Origin of the sequence: Enterobacter sp. AG326, from assembly GCF_004362415.1 — a bacterium.
Taxonomy (GTDB): Bacteria; Pseudomonadota; Gammaproteobacteria; order Enterobacterales; family Enterobacteriaceae; genus Enterobacter; species Enterobacter asburiae.
The window spans coordinates 209,015-227,384 of record NZ_SNXG01000004.1; the positions used below are offsets into that span (position 1 = coordinate 209,015).

The 18,370-nt window shown below is 58.1% G+C and carries 16 protein-coding genes; 6 read left to right on the forward strand and 10 right to left on the reverse strand.

What is annotated here, in order from left to right; translation table 11 throughout:
• Nucleotides 1-98 precede the first annotated feature (98 nt).
• Complete coding sequence (gene ettA / locus DFO52_RS15350; RefSeq protein ID WP_006810191.1) at nucleotides 99-1,766, forward strand: energy-dependent translational throttle protein EttA; 1,668 nt, start codon at nucleotides 99-101, stop codon at nucleotides 1,764-1,766.
• A gap of 127 nt (nucleotides 1,767-1,893) precedes the next feature.
• On the opposite strand, the gene DFO52_RS15355 is transcribed toward ettA, so the two are convergent.
• Nucleotides 1,894-2,793, reverse strand: a complete 900-nt coding sequence (locus DFO52_RS15355; RefSeq protein WP_121932462.1) for a LysR family transcriptional regulator — start codon at nucleotides 2,791-2,793, stop codon at nucleotides 1,894-1,896.
• A 108-nt stretch (nucleotides 2,794-2,901) separates the two neighbouring features.
• Between DFO52_RS15355 and DFO52_RS15360 the strand changes: the two genes are divergently transcribed.
• Entirely contained in the window at nucleotides 2,902-3,903 is a 1,002-nt protein-coding gene (locus tag DFO52_RS15360) for a zinc-binding alcohol dehydrogenase family protein (RefSeq protein ID WP_133550698.1), read from the forward strand.
• Nucleotides 3,904-4,000: 97 nt separating this feature from the next.
• Here DFO52_RS15360 and nadR read toward each other — a convergent pair whose 3' ends face one another.
• The 3 genes from nadR to serB form a co-directional block, all read right to left on the reverse strand.
• On the reverse strand, nucleotides 4,001-5,233 hold the full coding sequence (gene nadR / locus DFO52_RS15365) for a multifunctional transcriptional regulator/nicotinamide-nucleotide adenylyltransferase/ribosylnicotinamide kinase NadR (RefSeq protein ID WP_015572616.1): 1,233 nt from the start codon (nucleotides 5,231-5,233) through the stop codon (nucleotides 4,001-4,003).
• A gap of 37 nt (nucleotides 5,234-5,270) precedes the next feature.
• Entirely contained in the window at nucleotides 5,271-6,656 is a 1,386-nt protein-coding gene (gene radA / locus DFO52_RS15370) for a DNA repair protein RadA (protein ID WP_014068810.1), read from the reverse strand.
• A 74-nt stretch (nucleotides 6,657-6,730) separates the two neighbouring features.
• On the reverse strand, nucleotides 6,731-7,699 hold the full coding sequence (gene serB / locus DFO52_RS15375; RefSeq protein ID WP_023310325.1) for a phosphoserine phosphatase: 969 nt from the start codon (nucleotides 7,697-7,699) through the stop codon (nucleotides 6,731-6,733).
• 117 nt (nucleotides 7,700-7,816) lie between these two features.
• Between serB and DFO52_RS15380 the strand changes: the two genes are divergently transcribed.
• Both DFO52_RS15380 and lplA read left to right on the forward strand, forming a co-directional pair.
• The gene (locus DFO52_RS15380) at nucleotides 7,817-8,461 is read left to right on the forward strand and encodes a YtjB family periplasmic protein (protein WP_029740846.1); all 645 of its coding nucleotides are present in this window, start codon (nucleotides 7,817-7,819) and stop codon (nucleotides 8,459-8,461) included.
• Nucleotides 8,462-8,500: 39 nt separating this feature from the next.
• Nucleotides 8,501-9,517: a lipoate--protein ligase LplA gene (lplA, locus tag DFO52_RS15385; RefSeq protein ID WP_133550699.1), complete on the forward strand. Its 1,017-nt coding sequence runs from the start codon at nucleotides 8,501-8,503 to the stop codon at nucleotides 9,515-9,517.
• 61 nt (nucleotides 9,518-9,578) lie between these two features.
• Here lplA and deoD read toward each other — a convergent pair whose 3' ends face one another.
• From deoD to deoC, 4 genes are all read right to left on the reverse strand, one after another.
• Nucleotides 9,579-10,301 carry a purine-nucleoside phosphorylase gene (gene deoD, locus DFO52_RS15390; RefSeq protein WP_010427122.1) on the reverse strand — a complete coding sequence of 241 codons (723 nt, stop codon included), beginning with the start codon at nucleotides 10,299-10,301 and terminating at the stop codon, nucleotides 9,579-9,581.
• A gap of 89 nt (nucleotides 10,302-10,390) precedes the next feature.
• The gene (gene deoB, locus DFO52_RS15395; protein ID WP_047646597.1) at nucleotides 10,391-11,614 is read right to left on the reverse strand and encodes a phosphopentomutase; all 1,224 of its coding nucleotides are present in this window, start codon (nucleotides 11,612-11,614) and stop codon (nucleotides 10,391-10,393) included.
• Between the two features lie 52 nt (nucleotides 11,615-11,666).
• The gene (deoA, locus tag DFO52_RS15400) at nucleotides 11,667-12,989 is read right to left on the reverse strand and encodes a thymidine phosphorylase (protein ID WP_133550700.1); all 1,323 of its coding nucleotides are present in this window, start codon (nucleotides 12,987-12,989) and stop codon (nucleotides 11,667-11,669) included.
• Between the two features lie 109 nt (nucleotides 12,990-13,098).
• Nucleotides 13,099-13,878, reverse strand: a complete 780-nt coding sequence (gene deoC / locus DFO52_RS15405) for a deoxyribose-phosphate aldolase (protein WP_208110473.1) — start codon at nucleotides 13,876-13,878, stop codon at nucleotides 13,099-13,101.
• Between the two features lie 262 nt (nucleotides 13,879-14,140).
• Here deoC and DFO52_RS15410 point away from each other — a divergent pair, with 262 nt between their 5' ends.
• Together DFO52_RS15410 and DFO52_RS15415 are read left to right on the forward strand one after the other, a co-directional pair.
• Nucleotides 14,141-15,688: a YjjI family glycine radical enzyme gene (locus DFO52_RS15410; protein ID WP_133550701.1), complete on the forward strand. Its 1,548-nt coding sequence runs from the start codon at nucleotides 14,141-14,143 to the stop codon at nucleotides 15,686-15,688.
• Nucleotides 15,663-16,523 (forward strand): YjjW family glycine radical enzyme activase, encoded by an 861-nt coding sequence (locus tag DFO52_RS15415; protein WP_133550702.1) that lies wholly within the window; start codon nucleotides 15,663-15,665, stop codon nucleotides 16,521-16,523. Before DFO52_RS15410 ends, DFO52_RS15415 begins: the two co-directional genes overlap by 26 nt.
• Here DFO52_RS15415 and DFO52_RS15420 read toward each other — a convergent pair.
• Both DFO52_RS15420 and DFO52_RS15425 read right to left on the reverse strand, forming a co-directional pair.
• Nucleotides 16,518-17,300, reverse strand: coding sequence for a TatD family hydrolase (locus tag DFO52_RS15420; protein WP_133550703.1), 783 nt, complete (start codon nucleotides 17,298-17,300; stop codon nucleotides 16,518-16,520). The two genes, DFO52_RS15415 and DFO52_RS15420, sit on opposite strands and share 6 nt — an antisense overlap.
• A complete protein-coding gene (locus DFO52_RS15425; protein WP_133550704.1) occupies nucleotides 17,297-18,349 on the reverse strand; it encodes a patatin family protein in 1,053 nt (350 codons plus the stop codon). The genes DFO52_RS15420 and DFO52_RS15425 overlap by 4 nt, the downstream gene beginning before the upstream one ends.
• Nucleotides 18,350-18,370: the final 21 nt, after the last annotated feature.

The window sequence follows — 18,370 nt, forward strand, 5'->3', positions numbered from 1 at the left end:
AACACTCCCGACGTTCCTGGCTGGGATTAGGACGTGAAAAAGGCTACACTTCGAGGCTGAAATTCCTTCTCATTACGATAAAAGAGGCGAAGTCCAACGTGGCTCAATTCGTTTATACCATGCATCGTGTCGGCAAAGTTGTCCCGCCGAAACGTCATATTCTTAAAAATATCTCGCTGAGCTTCTTCCCGGGCGCAAAAATCGGTGTTCTGGGTCTCAACGGTGCCGGTAAGTCCACCCTGCTGCGCATCATGGCCGGGATTGATACAGACATCGAAGGTGAAGCCCGTCCGCAGCCTGGCATCAAGATTGGTTACCTGCCGCAGGAACCTCAGCTGAACCCGGAACACACCGTTCGCGAATCCGTTGAAGAAGCGGTTTCCGAAGTGGTTAACGCGCTGAAAGGTCTGGATGAAGTGTATGCCAAATACGCCGAGCCGGATGCGGACTTCGACAAGCTGGCCGCGCAGCAGGGCAAGTATGAAGAGATCATCCAGGCGCACGACGGTCACAACCTGAACGTGCAGCTGGAGCGCGCGGCTGACGCCCTGCGTCTGCCGGACTGGGATGCGAAAATCGCTAACCTCTCCGGGGGTGAACGCCGCCGCGTGGCGCTGTGCCGCCTGCTGCTGGAAAAACCAGACATGCTGCTGCTCGACGAACCGACTAACCACCTGGATGCGGAATCCGTGGCGTGGCTGGAGCGCTTCCTGCACGACTTCGAAGGCACCGTTGTGGCGATTACCCACGACCGTTACTTCCTCGACAACGTCGCTGGCTGGATCCTGGAGCTGGACCGCGGCGAAGGTATTCCGTGGGAAGGCAACTACTCCTCCTGGCTGGAGCAGAAAGATCAGCGTCTGGCGCAGGAAGCTTCTCAGGAAGCGGCGCGTCGTAAGTCTATCGAGAAAGAGCTGGAGTGGGTTCGTCAGGGCGCGAAAGGCCGTCAGTCTAAGGGCAAAGCCCGTCTGGCACGCTTCGAAGAGCTGAACAACACCGAATACCAGAAACGTAACGAAACCAACGAACTGTTTATTCCACCTGGAGCACGCCTGGGGGATAAAGTGGTTGAAGTTACCAACCTGCGTAAGTCCTACGGCGACCGTCTGCTGATCGACGACCTGACCTTCTCCGTACCGAAAGGCGCTATCGTTGGCATCATCGGTCCGAACGGCGCGGGTAAATCGACACTGTTCCGCATGATGTCCGGTCAGGAACAGCCTGACAGTGGCTCTATCACCCTGGGTGAAACCGTGAAGCTGGCCTCCGTTGACCAGTTCCGTGACGCGATGGATAACAGCAAAACCGTGTGGGAAGAAGTCTCCGGCGGTCTGGATATCATGCGTATCGGCAACACCGAGATGCCAAGCCGCGCCTATGTTGGCCGCTTTAACTTCAAAGGCACCGACCAGGGCAAACGCGTGGGCGAGCTGTCCGGCGGCGAGCGCGGTCGTCTGCACCTGGCGAAGCTGCTGCAGGTGGGTGGTAACGTTCTGCTGCTTGATGAACCAACCAACGACCTGGATATCGAAACCCTGCGCGCGCTGGAAAACGCCCTGCTGGAGTTCCCGGGCTGCGCGATGGTTATCTCGCACGACCGCTGGTTCCTGGACCGTATCGCGACCCACATCCTGGACTACCAGGACGAAGGTAAGGTGGAGTTCTTCGAAGGTAACTTCACCGAATACGAAGAGTACAAGAAACGCACGCTGGGCGCCGACGCGCTGGAGCCGAAGCGTATTAAGTACAAGCGTATTGCGAAATAAAAGCAAAACGGCAACTTCGGTTGCCGTTTTTTATGTTTGTACCCTCTCCCCGTGGGAGAGGGCCAGGGTGAGGGCATCAGGCCGCACAGTTTGTAGGCCGGGTAAGCGTGAGCGCCACCCGGCTTTTTTATTTGCCCACGTAATACCGCTTCACCTCGTCAAACTGCATCGCAAAGTCGATATAGCTCATCAGCGCAGGCGAATTCAGCTTGCGGCTCGGGTAGGCCAGCCACAGATCGTTACCTTCAACATTCCACTCCGGCAGCACCTGAACCAGCGCACCTTTTTCAATTTTATCTTCCAGCAGAAACGCGGGTAAGAGCGTGATCCCCGCACCGGCAATCGCACACTCGCGGGCGTATACCAGATTATCGGTCATGTGCGCGTTATCCGGCAGGTAGCGGTAATCCTCGCTCTCGCTTCGCAGAAGCCACTCCGACCACGCCCGGTGCGTAATGCAGCGGTGATCCACGAGCTGACGGGGATGCGTCAGCGGCTCCCGACGCGCCAGATACCCCGGCGAGGCCAGCATGTAGCGCGGGCAGTGCCCGATCATCCGGCCAATCAGGGAGGAGTCCTGCGGCTTACCGGTGCGCAGCGCTACGTCAAACCCGGCCTCGACCAGATCCACCACGTCATCAGAAATCGACACATCCAGCGAAACGTCAGGATAGCGAAGCTGGAACTCGGCGTTCATATGCGCCAGCAGCGTCGCCCCAATCCCTGCCGGACAGGTGATGCGCAGCCGCCCGCTCGGGTTTTCGCGCAGGCGCTGAATGGCGTACTCTGCCCGCTCGCTGGCTGCCAGCATCTCGCGACAGTGCACCAGATAGTGCTCACCCGCAAACGTCAGACTGATCCTGCGCGTGGTGCGGTTGAGCAAGCGGATCCCCACCTGCTGCTCCAGCTGGCTAATCCGCTGGCTAACGCTGGATTTTGGCAGTTCGGCTTTCTGCGCCGCCGCGGTAAAGCTGCCCATCTCCGCCACCAGCGCGAACAGCGCCATATCCTGCAGCTGTTTAAACATGATTGTTCATCCTGTACGAACGCTGAGTTCTTGATTGTCCATCTTATCATGCAACTGGCCACTTAATAGACTAGCCTCAACAAAACGCATGCCATTGAGGAGCACACCATGTCTGTTAAAGCCATTGCCGTTAACCCAGAAAATCCGTCCACCTTCATTGAAATCACCCCGCCGATGCCGCAGCCCGGCGAGCACGATCTGCTGGTAGAGGTGAAGGCCGTCTCCATTAACCCGGTCGATACCAAAGTCCACGCGGGCATTGCTAAAAACGGGCTGAACGCGCCGCGCGTGCTCGGCTGGGATGCCAGCGGGATCGTCAAAGCCGTTGGGGCTGGCGTGACCGGATTCAAACCGGGGGATGAAGTGTGGTACGCGGGCGACATCACCCGCCCGGGCAGCAATACCACGCACCAGCTGATTGATGCGCGCATTGTCGGGCACAAGCCTGCCAGCCTCGGCTGGGCGGCTGCCGCCGCGCTGCCGTTGACCGCTCTCACCGCGTGGGAAGGTCTGTTTGAACGGCTGAACATTCAGGATGCCGGGGCCGATAAATCGCTGCTGATCATCGGCGGCGCGGGCGGAGTAGGATCGCTGGCGATCCCATTTGCGAAGCACAACAGCAAGGTGAAAATCATCGCAACCGCTTCGCGAGAAGATTCTGCCCAGTGGTGTCGCGATCGCGGGGCTGACGTGGTCGTCAACTACCGCGATCTGAAAGGCGAGCTGGCGAAACACGGGCTCACCTTTGTGGATTACATCTTCATCCTCAACGACACCGACGGGCACTGGGATGCGGTCAGCGACCTGATTGCGCCGCAGGGGCATATCTGCTCCATCGTTGAGAATGAACGTCCGCTGAACCAGGACAAGCTGAAGTCCAAATCCGCCGCCCTGCACTGGGAGTTTATGTATACCCGCAGCATGTACCAGACCGCGGATATGGCGCGTCAGGGTGAGATCCTCAATGAGGTAGCCAAGCTGGTGGATAACGGCGTGGTGGAAAGTTCGCTGAGTGAAACGCTGCACGGGCTGAGCGTGGAAAGCATTACCGAGGCGCACCGTAAAGTGCTGGAGGGGCATATGCGGGGGAAAGTGGTGGTTGAGTATTGAGTGATTTGTTTCCCTCACCCCGGCCCTCTCCCAAAGGGAGAGGGAGGTTAAAGTCCCCTCTCCCTTTGGGAGAGGGTTAGGGTGAGGGGTAAGTTTTTTACCCCTGCTCCCCCATCATCTCCTTCACCAGCTCGACGCAGCGCAGGAAACGGGAGTCGTAGTCCGACTCTTCCACATGCACAAACTCAACGTTGTTTTCGTTGAGCATCTCCACCAGCATGGTCTGAAACTCTCGCCTGTCTACGGAGCTGCCGAGGCTGCGCATGCCGTCAGCGACCCACGGGGTGTTGTTCTCCAGCAGGATCACCAGGTCAAAGCGGTATTCGTCAATCAGCGCCTGCACGAACGGGTGCTCGCGCCCTTCGTATTTTTTACAGAACGCCTGCGTGGTGACGAAATCGGTATCGATAAACGCCACTTTATTGGCGTATTTCACCGCAAAATCAATGTACTGGGCGTGTCCGAGCGCAATTTTGTCATAGTCGGAATACTGCAGTGCCATCTCGTCGCCGCCGAGGTGCGAGAAGACATAATCGCGGCCGTATTCCCACGCGCTGGTGGTGTTGAAGATGTTCGCCAGCTTGTTGACCAGCGTCGATTTACCACTCGACTCGCCGCCCAGAATAGCTACCGTGCGCACGAAGAACGGCTTCACTTCGGTAGGAATGTAATCCCAGTAGCGGAACGGGTTTTCGCGGATCTGCGCCCCGCTGATGTTCATAAAGGTGCGTTTCGGATCGATCAGCACCGTCTCGATGCCCAGATGCTCGCGGAACTGCGGCGCGTCGGACTCTTCAGAGGTGTAGATCCAGTTAGGCGCAATGCCCTTCTCTTCCATAAACGCTTTGATGCCGTTGCTCCACACGTCCCAGCCGTGCGGATACGGCTCCATACCCTCTTCGTTAAAGGCATGAATACGAATATTTTTCTGATACTTAAAGGTCTGGAGCAGCCAGCGCAGGCGGTCCGGCACGGTCGGCTGCTGCGACATGGCGCTGTCTTCAAACAGCTGACGGTCGCGGGTTTCGTCGTAGCCCATGATGATGTGCAGCTCGTCAACCTGGCTACAGGCGCGCTGGATCAGATAGATATGCCCGGTATGCAGCGGGTAAAACTTGCCGAACACCACGCCGATGTTCTTTTGCATACGCGGGAATTCCAGCCCCAGAAAGCGGTGCAGCGCTTCGAGCTTCTGCGCGCTGGGGCTTTTGATTTTGGCGTTCAGCAGCTGGCTCAGGTAGCCTTTGGTCATGCCGCTGGCATCCGCCACCTGCTGCAGCGTGCAGCCCTTCTGGCGGATTGCGGTCTTGATGTAGTCAAATGATGACATAAATTACGGTGCCTCCTGCAAAATCAAATTTACGTAATTATAAGTCGTCAAAGACATTTAACGCATCTGCGAGTTTCTTCACGCCAAATACCTGCATCCCTTCCGGGATTTTTTTCGGCACGTTGGCGGCGGGAACGATCGCCCGGCGGAAGCCGTGTTTTGCCGCCTCGGAGATACGCTCCTGACCGCTGGGCACCGGACGGATCTCCCCGGCGAGGCCTACTTCGCCAAACACTACCAGATCCTGCGGCAACGGTCTGTCGCGCAGGCTGGAGACCATCGCCAGCAGCAGCGCCAGGTCCGCGCTGGTCTCAGTGACTTTGACGCCGCCGACCACGTTAACGAAGACGTCCTGATCCGCCATCTGCAGCCCGCCGTGACGGTGCAGCACCGCCAGCAGGATCGCCAGACGGTTCTGCTCCAGACCGACCGCCACGCGCCGCGGGTTGCCCATCATCGACACGTCCACCAGCGCCTGAATTTCGACAAGCAGCGGGCGCGTCCCTTCCCACAGCACCATCACCGAGCTGCCGGAGGTGATCTCATCGCCGCGGCTCAGGAAGATGGCCGACGGGTTGCTGACTTCGCGCAGCCCCTGTTCGGTCATGGCAAACACGCCCAGTTCGTTCACCGCCCCAAAGCGGTTCTTGTGGCTGCGCAGGGTACGGAAACGAGAATCCGCATCGCCGTCGAGCATTACGGAGCAGTCGATACAGTGTTCAAGCACCTTCGGTCCGGCCAGCGAGCCGTCTTTGGTCACGTGGCCGACCATTACAATCGCCACGCCGCGCGTTTTGGCAAAGCGCGTCAGGTAAGCCGCGGTTTCACGCACCTGCGCGACGCTGCCCGGCGAGGACTGAATGTCCGCCATGTGCATCACCTGGATGGAGTCGATCACCATCAGCTTCGGCTGCTCTTCTTCGGCAATCATGCAGATCTGCTCGATGCTGGTTTCGGAGAGCATGTTCAGGTTGCCGGTCGGCAGGCCCAGGCGGTGCGCGCGCATCGCCACCTGCTGAAGAGACTCTTCGCCCGTGACGTACAGGGTTTTCATCTGTTCGGCGAGCTTGCAGAGCGTTTGCAGCAGCAGGGTCGATTTACCCGCCCCCGGGTTACCGCCGATCAGGATCGCACTGCCCGGCACCACGCCGCCGCCGAGCACGCGGTCAAACTCTTTGAACCCGGTGGAGAAGCGCGGCAGCTCTTCGAGGCTGATGTCCGAAAGTTTTTGCACCTTCGCCACGCCCGCGTTACCGGCGTAGCCGCTCAGGCGCTCGTTGCGCGCCACGCTCGGCGAAGCCGCCACACCACGCACTTCGGTGATGGTGTTCCAGGCATGACACGCGCTGCATTGCCCCTGCCAGCGCGGATAATCCGCACCACATTCATTACAGACAAATGCGCGTTTTGGAGCTTTCGCCACGGTTTACCTCGTTATTTCTGTGCAGCCTGCGTGCCGGGTGGCGCTTACGCTTACCCGGCCTACAAAGCAGACCGTTATTTCTGATTAATGCTGCCGGAGAGAATGCAGAACACCCCCATCAGGTCAGCGTGACGGATAGTGACTTCCGTCTTTTCATTCACTTTTGGCTTGGCATGGTAGGCAATGCCCAGCCCGGCGGCTTTGATCATCGGCAGGTCGTTCGCGCCATCGCCGATGGCGACGGTCTGGACAACCGGAATTTCATATTTTTCCGCCAGACGCGTCAGCGTATTGGCTTTGTACTGGGCATCCACGATATCGCCGATCACCTGGCCGGTCAGCTTGCCGTCCATGATCTCCAGCTCATTGGCCACCACGGTGGTCAGATGCAGTTTTTCCCGCAGGTAATCCGCGAAGAAGGTGAAGCCACCGGAAGCAATCGCCACTTTCCAGCCGAGGGACTGCAGCTTCAGCACCAGCTGCGTCAGCCCTGGCATCAGCGGCAGCACGTCGCGCACCTGACGCAGAATGTTGGCATCGGCCCCTTTCAGGGTCGCCACGCGCTGGCGCAGGCTGGCGGTGAAGTCCAGCTCGCCGCGCATCGCACGTTCAGTGACTTCCGCCACCAGCTCGCCGCTGCCCGCCAGCTTCGCAATCTCGTCAATACACTCGATCTGGATCGCCGTAGAGTCCATGTCCATGACCAGCAGGCCAGGGGTTTTAAGGTGCGGAATTTTACCCAGCGGCGCGACGTCCAGCCCGGCGTCATGCGCCAGACGCGTTGCGCGCTGCGTCAGGGAACCCGCCAGGCGAATAACCTGGTAGTCTTCCACGCACCACGCGGCGACGATGACCATTGCCGCACCGAGCTTGCTTTGATACTGGGTCAGGCGTTGCTTATCCAGACCGCGTCCGTAGAGGAGCCAGCCGCTACGACCGGCGTGGTAATCCAGAGGCATCACCTCATCGCCACTTAAAGAGAGCGGCAATCCTGGCCATAAAGAGACATCCGTTGGCAGGTCACACCAGGTAATGTTCGGCATTAAAGCTCCTGTAATTTCGTTCGCGCCGGAAGGTTGCAGAGGGAAAATAACGCATGAGGCTACCCTGTAACCATCACTTCTGGCAACATTAAGCCGTAAATTTTCAGCAGGTGGAATATGGCTCGCGCAAAACTGAAATTCCGGCTTCATCGCGCCGTGATTGTCCTTTCCTGTCTCGCACTATTAGTGGTGCTGATGCAAGGGGCATCGTGGTTTAGCCAGAACCATCAACGGCAACGCAACCCGCAGTTTGAAGAGCTGGCCCGCACGCTGGCGCGCCAGGTGACGCTCAACGTCGCGCCGTCCATGCGTACCGAAACGCCGGACGAGAAGCGGATAGGCCAGGTTTTACGCCTGCTCACGGAGAACAGCCGCATTCTTGATGCCGGCGTCTATGATGAGCAAGGCAACCTGATTGCCCGCGCGGGCGAGCACGTCGACGTGCGCGACAGGCTGGCGCTGGACGGGAAAAAAGCCGGGGGCTATTTTAACCAGCAGATCGTCGAACCTATTCAGGGGAAGAATGGCCCACTGGGCTATCTGCGCCTGACCCTCGATACCCACACCCTGCCCACTGAAGCCAAACAGGTCGATAATACCACCAATATTCTGCGCCTGATGCTGCTGCTTTCACTCGCCATCGGCGTTGTGCTGGCGCGCACCCTGCTTCGGGGCAAGCGCTCGCGCTGGCAGCAATCCCCGTTCCTGCTGACCGCCAGCAAATCCGTCCCCGAAGACGAAGAGAGCGAGAAGAAAGAATAGTGATAAAGTAGGCGAACGATTCGGAAAAGGAACTTTGCCATGACGACGTTACGCCTGCTTATCTCTGACTCTTACGATCCCTGGTTTAATCTCGCGGTAGAAGAGTGCATCTTCCGCCAGATGCCCGCCACCCAGCGCGTACTGTTTCTCTGGCGTAACGCCGATACGGTGGTCATTGGCCGCGCGCAAAACCCGTGGAAAGAGTGCAACACCCGACGTATGGAAGAGGACAACGTCCGCCTCGCACGTAGAAGCAGCGGTGGCGGCGCGGTGTTTCACGATCTGGGCAATACCTGCTTCACCTTTATGGTGGGTAAACCGGAGTACGACAAAACCATCTCAACCTCCATCGTCCTCAACGCGCTCAATTCACTCGGCGTGACGGCAGAAGCGTCCGGGCGTAACGATCTGGTGGTGAAAACCCCTGAGGGCGACCGGAAGGTCTCCGGCTCCGCCTACCGCGAAACGATGGATCGCGGGTTCCACCACGGCACCCTGTTGCTGAACGCCGATCTGAGCCGTCTGGCGAACTACCTGAATCCTGATAAGAAAAAGCTCCAGGCGAAAGGGATTACCTCCGTGCGCGGACGCGTGGCGAATCTGGTAGAACTGCTGCCGGGGATTACGCACGAGCAGATTTGCGATGCCATCCGTGACGCGTTCTTTGAACATTACGGCGAACGCGTGGAAGCAGAAGTCATCTCCCCTGAAAAAATCCCGGACCTGCCCAACTTCGCCGAAACCTTCGCCCGCCAGAGCAGCTGGGAGTGGAACTTCGGTCAGGCGCCTGCGTTTTCACATCTGCTGGACGAGCGTTTTACCTGGGGCGGCGTGGAGCTGCATTTTGACGTGGAGAAAGGCCATATCACCCGCACGCAGGTGTTTACCGATAGCCTGAACCCGGCACCGCTGGAAGCACTCGCGGCACGTTTACAGGGCTGTTTGTACCGGGCGGATATGCTGCAGCAGGAATGCGACGCGTTGATTGGGGATTTCCCGGGGCAGGAAAAAGAGCTGCGGGAGCTGTCGGCGTGGATTGCACAGGCCGTGCGCTAGGTGCGGTCTGGTGCCCTCACCCCGGCCCTCTCCCACAGGGAGAGGGAGGGAAGAGACAGAATTACTCTTTATCGCCCAGCAGAACGGATTCCAGCGCGATTTTGATCATGTCGTTGAAGGTAGTCTGACGCTCGGCAGCGGTGGTCTGCTCGTGGGTACGGATGTGGTCAGACACGGTGCAGATGGTCAGCGCTTTCGCACCAAACTCAGCCGCAACGCCGTAGATACCCGCCGCTTCCATTTCCACGCCCAGAATGCCGTATTTCTCCATCACGTCGAACATCTCGCCGCCGTCCGGGGCATAGAACAGGTCAGCAGAGAAGATGTTACCCACGCGCGCTTCAACGCCCAGCGCTTTTGCCGCGTCAACCGCGTCACGCACCATGCCGAAGTCAGCAATCGCCGCGAAGTCATGGTCTTTAAAACGCATGCGGTTAACTTTGGAATCGGTGCAGGCGCCCATACCGATAACGATGTCGCGCAGCTTAACGTCCATGCGCACCGCGCCGCAGGAGCCAACGCGGATGATTTTCTTCACGCCGAAGTCGGTGATCAGCTCTTTGGTGTAGATAGAGCAGGATGGGATACCCATACCGTGGCCCATCACGGAGATTTTGCGGCCTTTATAGGTACCGGTGAAGCCCAGCATGCCGCGAACGTTGTTCACTTCACGCACGTCTTCCAGGAAAGTTTCTGCAATGTGCTTCGCGCGCAGCGGGTCGCCCGGCATCAATACGACGTCAGCGAAATCACCCATTTCTGCATTAATGTGAGGAGTTGCCATCTTCAGTTCCTTTTACATTGTTTATTCTTTTCACCCTCTCCCTGTGGGAGAGGGCCGGGGTGAGGGCATCAGACCGCACCCAACTTGATTCAGAACATGGCCTTGCCATATTCCATGTCAGACGTACCAAAGTATTTCGCGATAGTCTGGCCGATGTCCGCGAAGGTTTCACGGTGACCGAGCGAGCCCGGCTTCACTTTCGGGCCGTACACCAGCACCGGAATGTGCTCACGGGTGTGGTCGGTACCGGTCCAGGTTGGGTCACAGCCGTGGTCCGCGGTCAGGATCAGAATGTCATCTTCACCCACCAGCTCCATCAGCTCCGGCAGACGGCGGTCGAACAGCTCAAGACCTGCCGCATAGCCCGCTACGTCGCGACGGTGGCCCCAGGAGGAGTCGAAGTCCACGAAGTTGGTGAAGACGATGGTCTTGTCGCCCGCTTCTTTCATCTCTTTGATGGTGGCATCAAACAGCGCATCCAGACCGGTGGCTTTCACTTTTTTGGTGATGCCGCAGTTGGCGTAGATATCCGCGATTTTACCCACGGAAACCACATGGCCATCTTTCTCTTCAACCAGCTTCTGCAGTACGGTCGGTGCCGGTGGCTCAACGGCCAGGTCATGACGGTTACCGGTACGCTGGAAGTTACCCGCTTTGTCGCCGATAAACGGACGCGCGATCACGCGGCCAATGTTGTAGCCGCCTTCGGTCAGCTCTTCACGGGCGATTTCGCACAGCTCGTAGAGTTTATCCAGACCAAACGTCTCTTCGTGGCAGGCAATCTGGAACACGGAGTCAGCAGAGGTGTAGAAAATCGGCTTGCCGGTTTTCATGTGCTCTTCGCCGAGTTCATCGAGAATCACGGTACCGGAAGAGTGGCAGTTACCGAGGTAACCCGGCAGGTTGGCACGCTTCACCAGCTTATCGAGCAGCTCCTGCGGGAAGCTGTTCTCGTGATCGGAGAAATAGCCCCAGTCGAACAGCACCGGCACACCGGCGATTTCCCAGTGGCCAGACGGGGTGTCTTTACCGGAGGAGAGCTCGTGAGCCCAGCCGTAGGCGCCCACGACTTCCGCGTTGCCGTCCATACCGGCTGCGATTTTACCGGTAGAGCCTTCATGCGCTTTCACCAGACCGAGGCGGGTCAGGTTGGGTAGAGTCAGAGGGCCTTTACGACCGTTGTCCGCTTCGCCTTTCGCACAGGCTTCCGCGATGTGACCCATGGTATCGGAACCCACGTCACCAAAACGTTCTGCATCTTCGGTTGCGCCGATGCCGAATGAGTCCAGCACCATAATAAATGCACGTTTCATAATTGTTCTCCGTACGTAGTGCTTAAAAATGATTGATCAGATCAGTATACCGCTATTCGGTGATACGGCGATAGACAGTCGGTGTGGTTTCCGGCGCTTTATCGTCAAGCGTAATAGCCGCTTTCACCGCTTTAGCCGCTTCCTGCCAGCTGGCTTCGTCTTTCGCGTGGATCACCGCCAGCGGACGTTGACCGTCAACGCTGTCGCCCAGACGGGCCATATCGGTAAAGCCTACGCTGTAATCAATGGTGTCCGATGCCTGACGGCGACCGCCGCCCATCGAGACCACCGCCATACCCAGCGCACGGGTGTCCATCGCAGAGACAAACCCTTCGCTATCGGCATACACCGCTTTGCTGAGCGTCGCAGTTGGCAGGTATTTCGCGTAATTTTCGACGAAATCGGTCGGGCCTTTCTGGGCTGCAACCATGCGACCGAAGATCTCCGCCGCTTTGCCGTTGTCCAGCACCGCCTGCAGTTTCGCGCGGGCGTCGGCGTCGTCTTTGGCCAGCTTGCCGGAGATTAACATCTCCACGCACAGCGCCATGGTGACGTCGAACAGACGCGGGTTACGGTATTCACCGGTGAGGAACTGTACCGCCTCACGCACTTCAACCGCGTTACCGGCGCTGGAGGCCAGCACCTGGTTCATGTCGGTGAGCAGTGCGGTGGTGCGCACGCCCGCGCCGTTGGAGACGCCAACGATCGCTTCGGCAAGCGCAGCAGAAAGTTCATACGTGGGCATAAACGCGCCGCTGCCGACCTTCACGTCCATCACCAGCGCGTCCAGCCCTTCTGCCAGTTTCTTCGCCAGGATAGAGGCGGTGATCAGCGGGATGGAGTCAACGGTCGCGGTGATGTCGCGGGTCGCGTAGAAACGCTTGTCTGCCGGAGCAAGAGAGCTGGTCTGGCCGATAATCGCCACACCAACGTCTTTAATAATGTCGCGGAAGCGGTTGTCGTCCGGGAAGATATCGAAGCCCGGAATGGCTTCCAGTTTGTCGAGGGTACCGCCGGTGTGGCCCAGGCCGCGCCCGGAGATCATCGGGATGTAGCCGCCACAGGCTGCAACCATTGGGCCGAGCATCAGAGACGTCACGTCGCCCACGCCGCCGGTGGAGTGTTTATCCACGATCGGGCCGTTAAGATTAAGGCTTTTCCAGTCCAGAACGGTTCCTGAATCTCGCATCGCCATGGTCAGCGACACGCGCTCAGGCATCGACATATCGTGGAAGAAAATGGTCATCGCCAGAGCCGCAATCTGCCCTTCTGAGACGGTGTTATCACGAATGCCGTTGATGAAGAAGCGGATCTCTTCATCGCTTAATGCATGACCATCACGTTTTTTACGAATAATTTCTTGTGCGAGAAACACGGTAACCTCCATGCGGAATCGGGGGAGTTGTGGCGGGTGGCGTTACGCTTACCCGCCCTACGATCCTGTCGGCCGGATAAGCAAAGCGTCATCCGGCATTGTCTGGCAATCAGTAGCTGCTTGCGCTCTTACCGTCGCCGTGACCCAGCGCTTTCAGCAGGCTGGCCAGCAGGCTGGACGCGCCGAAGCGGTAGTGACGGGAATCGGCCCAGTCGGCGCCAAACAGCTCGTCGGCAATCGCCAGGAACTGCTGCGCGTCTTCAGCAGTACGCACGCCGCCCGCAGGTTTGAAACCAACGGTTTTGGACACACCCATGTCGCGGATCACTTCCATCATGATGCGCGCGCTTTCCGGGGTTGCATTCACCGGCACTTTACCGGTAGAGGTTTTAATAAAATCTGCACCGGCCTTGATGGAGATTTCAGACGCTTTACGAATCAGCGCCTCTTCTTTCAGCTCGCCGGTTTCGATGATCACTTTCAGCAGCACGTTTGCCGCCGCGCACGCGTCTTTACAGGCTTTCACCAGGTCAAAACCGACCTGCTCGTTGCCGGCGATCAGCGCGCGGTACGGGAACACCACGTCCACTTCGTCTGCGCCGTAGGCAATCGCCGCGCGGGTTTCTGCCAGCGCGATCTCGATATCATCGTTGCCATGCGGGAAGTTAGTTACGGTTGCAATGCGCACCTCCGGCGTACCCTGCTCTTTCAGCGTCTTACGGGCAATCGGGATAAAACGCGGGTAGATACAGATGGCTGCGGTGTTACCCACCGGCGTTTTCGCCTGATGGCACAGGGCGATGACTTTTTCATTGGTATCGTCATCGTTCAGGGTGGTCAGGTCCATCAGCTTCAACGCGCGCAGGCTGCTTGCAGTTAAATCGGTCATAACATTCTCCAACGGCAGTGCCGTATAAATTTTACCTTGCGGGTCTGTGAGTATTCTAACATTCACCCGCATCCACACTTCGACATTCATCACAGTTAATGAAAACTGCATACAAATTTGCATTACTGTAATGAGATCTTCTTCAAACTTTAGCGCCTAAATTGCCGACTAAAGCAGCGATACCCCCTGTCGGATCAAAAGCCCCGACAGGCTGGCTTCCTACAATCCGTTCATCATCCGCAGAACACTCAAGGAAGCGAATATGCCCCACTCCAGCCCCGACGCCCTGCAACAACGTTGCCAGCACATTGTGACAAGCCCGGTGTTAACCCCGGAACAAAAACGTCATTTTCTGGCGCTGGAAGCGGAAAACAACCTGCCTTACCCGGCACTTCCTGAGGCCGCACGAGCCGCGCTGGACGATGGGTTTATCTGCGACATGTTCGAAGGCCATGCGCCTTACAAACCCCGTTACGTTCTGCCGGATTACGCAAAATTTCTGGCTAACGGTTCAGAATGGCTGGAACTGGAAGGGGCAAAAGATCTCGACGACGCCCTCTCGCTGTTAACCATCCTCTACCATCATGTTCCGTCCGTCACATCGATGCCGGTCTATCTCGGTCAGCTTGATGCGATATTAACTCCATATGTTAGAATTCTAACACAAGAAGAGATCGATAGCCGAATAAAACGTTTCTGGCGCTATCTCGACCGTACGCTGCCGGATGCGTTTATGCACGCCAATATCGGCCCGGCGGATACGCCCGTCACGCGCGCCATTCTGCGTGCCGATGCAGAGCTGAAGCAGGTCGCGCCGAACCTGACCTTTATCTACGATCCCGATATCACCCCGGACGATTTGCTGCTTGAGGTGGCAAAAAACATATGTGAATGCAGCAAACCGCATATTTCTAATGGCCCGATGAATGATAAAATTTTCACAAAAGGCCGTTACGGCGTGGTGAGTTGTTACAACTCCCTGCCGCTTGCAGGCGGCGGCAGCACCCTGGTGCGCCTTAACCTCAAAGCCATTGCTGAACGTAGCACATCCATTGAAGACTTCTTCACCCGCGCGCTCCCGCACTACTGCCAGCAGCAAATTGCCATCATCGACGCACGCTGCGGTTTCCTGTACGAGCAATCTGGCTTCTTTGAGAATAGCTTCCTGGTCAAAGAGGGGCTGATTGATGCGGATCGGTTTGTACCCATGTTTGGCATGTACGGCCTGGCGGAAGCGGTGAATACGCTCTGTGAAAAGGAGGGCATTGAAGGCCGTTACGGAAAAGACGAGCAGGCCAACGCGCTGGGCTATCGCATCAGCGAACAGCTTGCGGCGTTTGTGGAAAACACGCCGGTGAAGCACGGCTGGAAGCATCGCGCGATGCTGCACGCGCAGTCGGGGATCAGCTCCGACTCCGGCACCACGCCGGGCGCGCGCCTGCCCTACGGCGATGAGCCGGATCCTATCAGCCATCTGCTGGCCGTTGCGCCGCATCACAAACACTATCACTCCGGAATCAGCGATATTCTCACCCTGGAGGAGACGGTAAAACGCAATCCTCAGGCGGTGGTTCAGCTTTGCCTGGGCGCGTTCAGGGCGGGTATGCGTGAATTTACCGCCAACGTAGCGGGTAACGATCTGGTCCGCGTGACCGGCTATATGGTTCGCTTGTCGGATCTGGAGAAATACCGGGAAGCCGGATCGCGCACCAATACCACGTGGCTGGGGGAAGAAGCCGCACGCAATACCCGTATTCTGGAACGACAGCCGCGCGTGGTTAGCCATGAACAGCAGATGCGCTTTAGTTAGTCAGGTCATTCCTTTTTCCTGCGTGGACGGACCGGGCAGCCGTCTGGCCCTGTTCCTGCAGGGCTGCAACCTGCGCTGCAAAACCTGCCACAACCCGTGGACGATCGGCCGCTGCAATGACTGCGGGGACTGTGTGCCCCACTGCCCGCACGACGCGCTGACCATTCAGGCCGGACGCGTCTGGTGGCAGGAGAGTGACTGCCAGCAGTGCGACACGTGCCTGCACCTGTGCCAGCAGCAGGCAACGCCTATGGCGCACCGCTTCAGCGTGGACGAGATCCTCACCCAGGTCCGCAAATCCGCACAGTTTATCGAAGGGATCACCGTGAGCGGTGGTGAAGCCACAACGCAACTGCCGTTTTTAGTGACGCTATTCTCAGCGATCAAAGCCGATCCCGCCCTGCGCCACCTCACCTGCCTGGTAGACAGCAACGGTCTGTTAAGCGAAACCGGCTGGCAAAAGCTGCTGCCGGTACTGGATGGCGCGATGCTGGATCTGAAGGCGTGGGGGAACGAGCATCACCGTTTCCTGACCGGGCGCGAAAACCCGCAGATTAAACAGAGCATCCGCTGGCTGGCAGATCGTCACCGTTTGACGGAACTCCGCCTGCTGATTATTCCGGAGCAGTGTGATTATCTGGAACATCTCAAACCGCTAACGACCTTTATCCACGGGCTTGGGAATGTGCCGGTGCGCATCAACGCATTTCATGCGCATGGCGTTTACGGTGAGGCGGCGTCGTGGCGCAGCGCCACGCCCGAGGACGTTGAACCGCTGGCGCGGGCGCTGGAAAAACAGAAGATAACGGTGCTCCGTCCGGCGCTTTACCTATAGCGTGATGCCAAATACCGAACGGGTATTTTCCAGCAGCGCATCGGCAATCACCTCTTCAGGCTCTTTTCGCAGTTCACACAGGGTGGTGAACACGCGCGCCGCCTGTTCCGGGCGATTCGGCTGACCCTGAAAACCATTCAGCGGCATATCCGGCGCGTCGGTTTCCAGCAGCAGCGACGACAGCGGCAGCTGTGCCATTACGTCACGGGTTTTACTGGCGCGCGGATAGGTGATGGTGCCGCCAACGCCGATTTTATAGCCCAGCTCGATAAAACGCTGCGCCTGCTGCAGGCTGCCGGAGAAACCGTGAACGACGCCCCTGCGCGGCAGATCGACGCGTTTCAGGTGCATCGCCAGCTTATCGTGCGTGCGTCTTGAATGGAGGATCACCGGCAGATCGTGGCGCTTCGCCAGCCTGAGCTGCGCGTCGAGGATCGCCTGCTGGCGCTCAAACTGCGGATCCTCACGATAAAGATCGAGGCCGATCTCACCGATGGCGACAAGTTTGTCTCCTGCGGTCTGCAGGAGTTCATCAAGCCTCTCAATATGCTCATCAAGGTGTCGCTCAATCACGATCGGATGCAGGCCGAGCGCGGCATAGAGCGCGGGGTACCGCATGGAAAGATCCATCACCCGGGAAAAATAGGCCGCTTCCACTGACGGCACAATGATGGCCTGAACGCCTGCCTCAGCCGCTTTGGCAATGCTGTGCGCTTCATCCCCCGTAAACGGCGGGAAATCAAAGTGGCAGTGGGTATCGACAAAGCGGTGCGTCACGCCAGATCCTCGTTATCCAGTAAAGCGTCATTCGCCTGCGGAATATCCACCAGCGGCATCGTCAGGGCGTCGTTGGCGACAATGGCAGGCGGCATAATAATGCGTTTATGGCGATGAAGCGGCGGTTGCTCCGCCAGCATTTTTCCTACCGTCGCCAGGAAATAGCGCCCGCACAGCCGCCCCGTTTTGTAATCCATGCGCAGCGCAGGGACGCGACTGCCCAGGGCCATGCTCAGCAGCGGCTTAGGCGGATAGATTTCAAAAATACGCAGCTTGCCCGGCGGTTTTTCAATGAAGCGCTGCATCGCGCCGTAGGTGGTTTCATGCTGCTTCGCGATGTTCACCAGCGGCTGCAGGCTGCTGTCGCCCAACCAGCGCTCCATCCGTTTAAACCACTGCGGCGTGTAATACATTTGCGACGGCACGGTACGGATCACCACGATGGTTTTCGCCCCACGCCGGGCGGCTTCCTGCACCGGCACCGCGTCACTGATCCCACCGTCCAGATAGCTAATGCCGTCCAGCAGGGCTCCCGTACGATAAAAGCCGGGGATCGCGCTGGAGGCGCGGATAATATCCAGCCAGTTCTCCTTCTGAGGAGAAAAATAGCCCGGCGAATAGTCATCGCCCCGGCTGGCGCACATCCAGAACTCTTTGCCGCTATCAAACAGACGGGCAGCGGTATCCATGGCCAGCGGCATCTGGCTGGAGGTCGCTTCCAGTAGCCAGTCGAGATCGATCAGGTTGCCGCCGCGCACAAAGCGCACCGGATTAAAAAATTCTTTTGCCGTGGTGTAGCGCATGATGACCTTTCGCGCGTAGCCAGGTTGATTACAAACATAGGCAGAGAGGTTCTGCGCCCCGGCAGACGTGCCGAAGTAAAGGTCAAACGGGTTGAACTGCGCGCGCATAAATTCATCCAGCACGCCGGCTGAGAAAATGCCGCGCTGCCCTCCCCCCTCGCAAACCAGCGCGAGTTGACCTGCGCGAAACGGTTTTAACGTCAGCGGCGCAATATTGCCGAGCGTAACGGGAATTCGTTGCCCCACCTCTGCTTTCCTGTTTTTTGA

What these genes read in the sequence shown, in the direction of transcription:
- serB (WP_023310325.1), bottom strand. Translation starts at nt 7,699, where the DNA reads ATGCCGAACATTACCTGGTGTGACCTGCCAACGGATGTCTCTTTATGG.
- deoC (WP_208110473.1), bottom strand. Translation starts at nt 13,878, where the DNA reads ATGACCGATTTAACTGCAAGCAGCCTGCGCGCGTTGAAGCTGATGGAC.
- DFO52_RS15355 (WP_121932462.1), bottom strand. Translation starts at nt 2,793, where the DNA reads ATGTTTAAACAGCTGCAGGATATGGCGCTGTTCGCGCTGGTGGCGGAG.
- DFO52_RS15380 (WP_029740846.1), top strand. Translation starts at nt 7,817, where the DNA reads ATGGCTCGCGCAAAACTGAAATTCCGGCTTCATCGCGCCGTGATTGTC.
- DFO52_RS15410 (WP_133550701.1), top strand. Translation starts at nt 14,141, where the DNA reads ATGCCCCACTCCAGCCCCGACGCCCTGCAACAACGTTGCCAGCACATT.
- lplA (WP_133550699.1), top strand. Translation starts at nt 8,501, where the DNA reads ATGACGACGTTACGCCTGCTTATCTCTGACTCTTACGATCCCTGGTTT.
- nadR (WP_015572616.1), bottom strand. Translation starts at nt 5,233, where the DNA reads ATGTCATCATTTGACTACATCAAGACCGCAATCCGCCAGAAGGGCTGC.
- DFO52_RS15360 (WP_133550698.1), top strand. Translation starts at nt 2,902, where the DNA reads ATGTCTGTTAAAGCCATTGCCGTTAACCCAGAAAATCCGTCCACCTTC.
- deoD (WP_010427122.1), bottom strand. Translation starts at nt 10,301, where the DNA reads ATGGCAACTCCTCACATTAATGCAGAAATGGGTGATTTCGCTGACGTC.
- DFO52_RS15415 (WP_133550702.1), top strand. Translation starts at nt 15,663, where the DNA reads ATGAACAGCAGATGCGCTTTAGTTAGTCAGGTCATTCCTTTTTCCTGC.
- deoB (WP_047646597.1), bottom strand. Translation starts at nt 11,614, where the DNA reads ATGAAACGTGCATTTATTATGGTGCTGGACTCATTCGGCATCGGCGCA.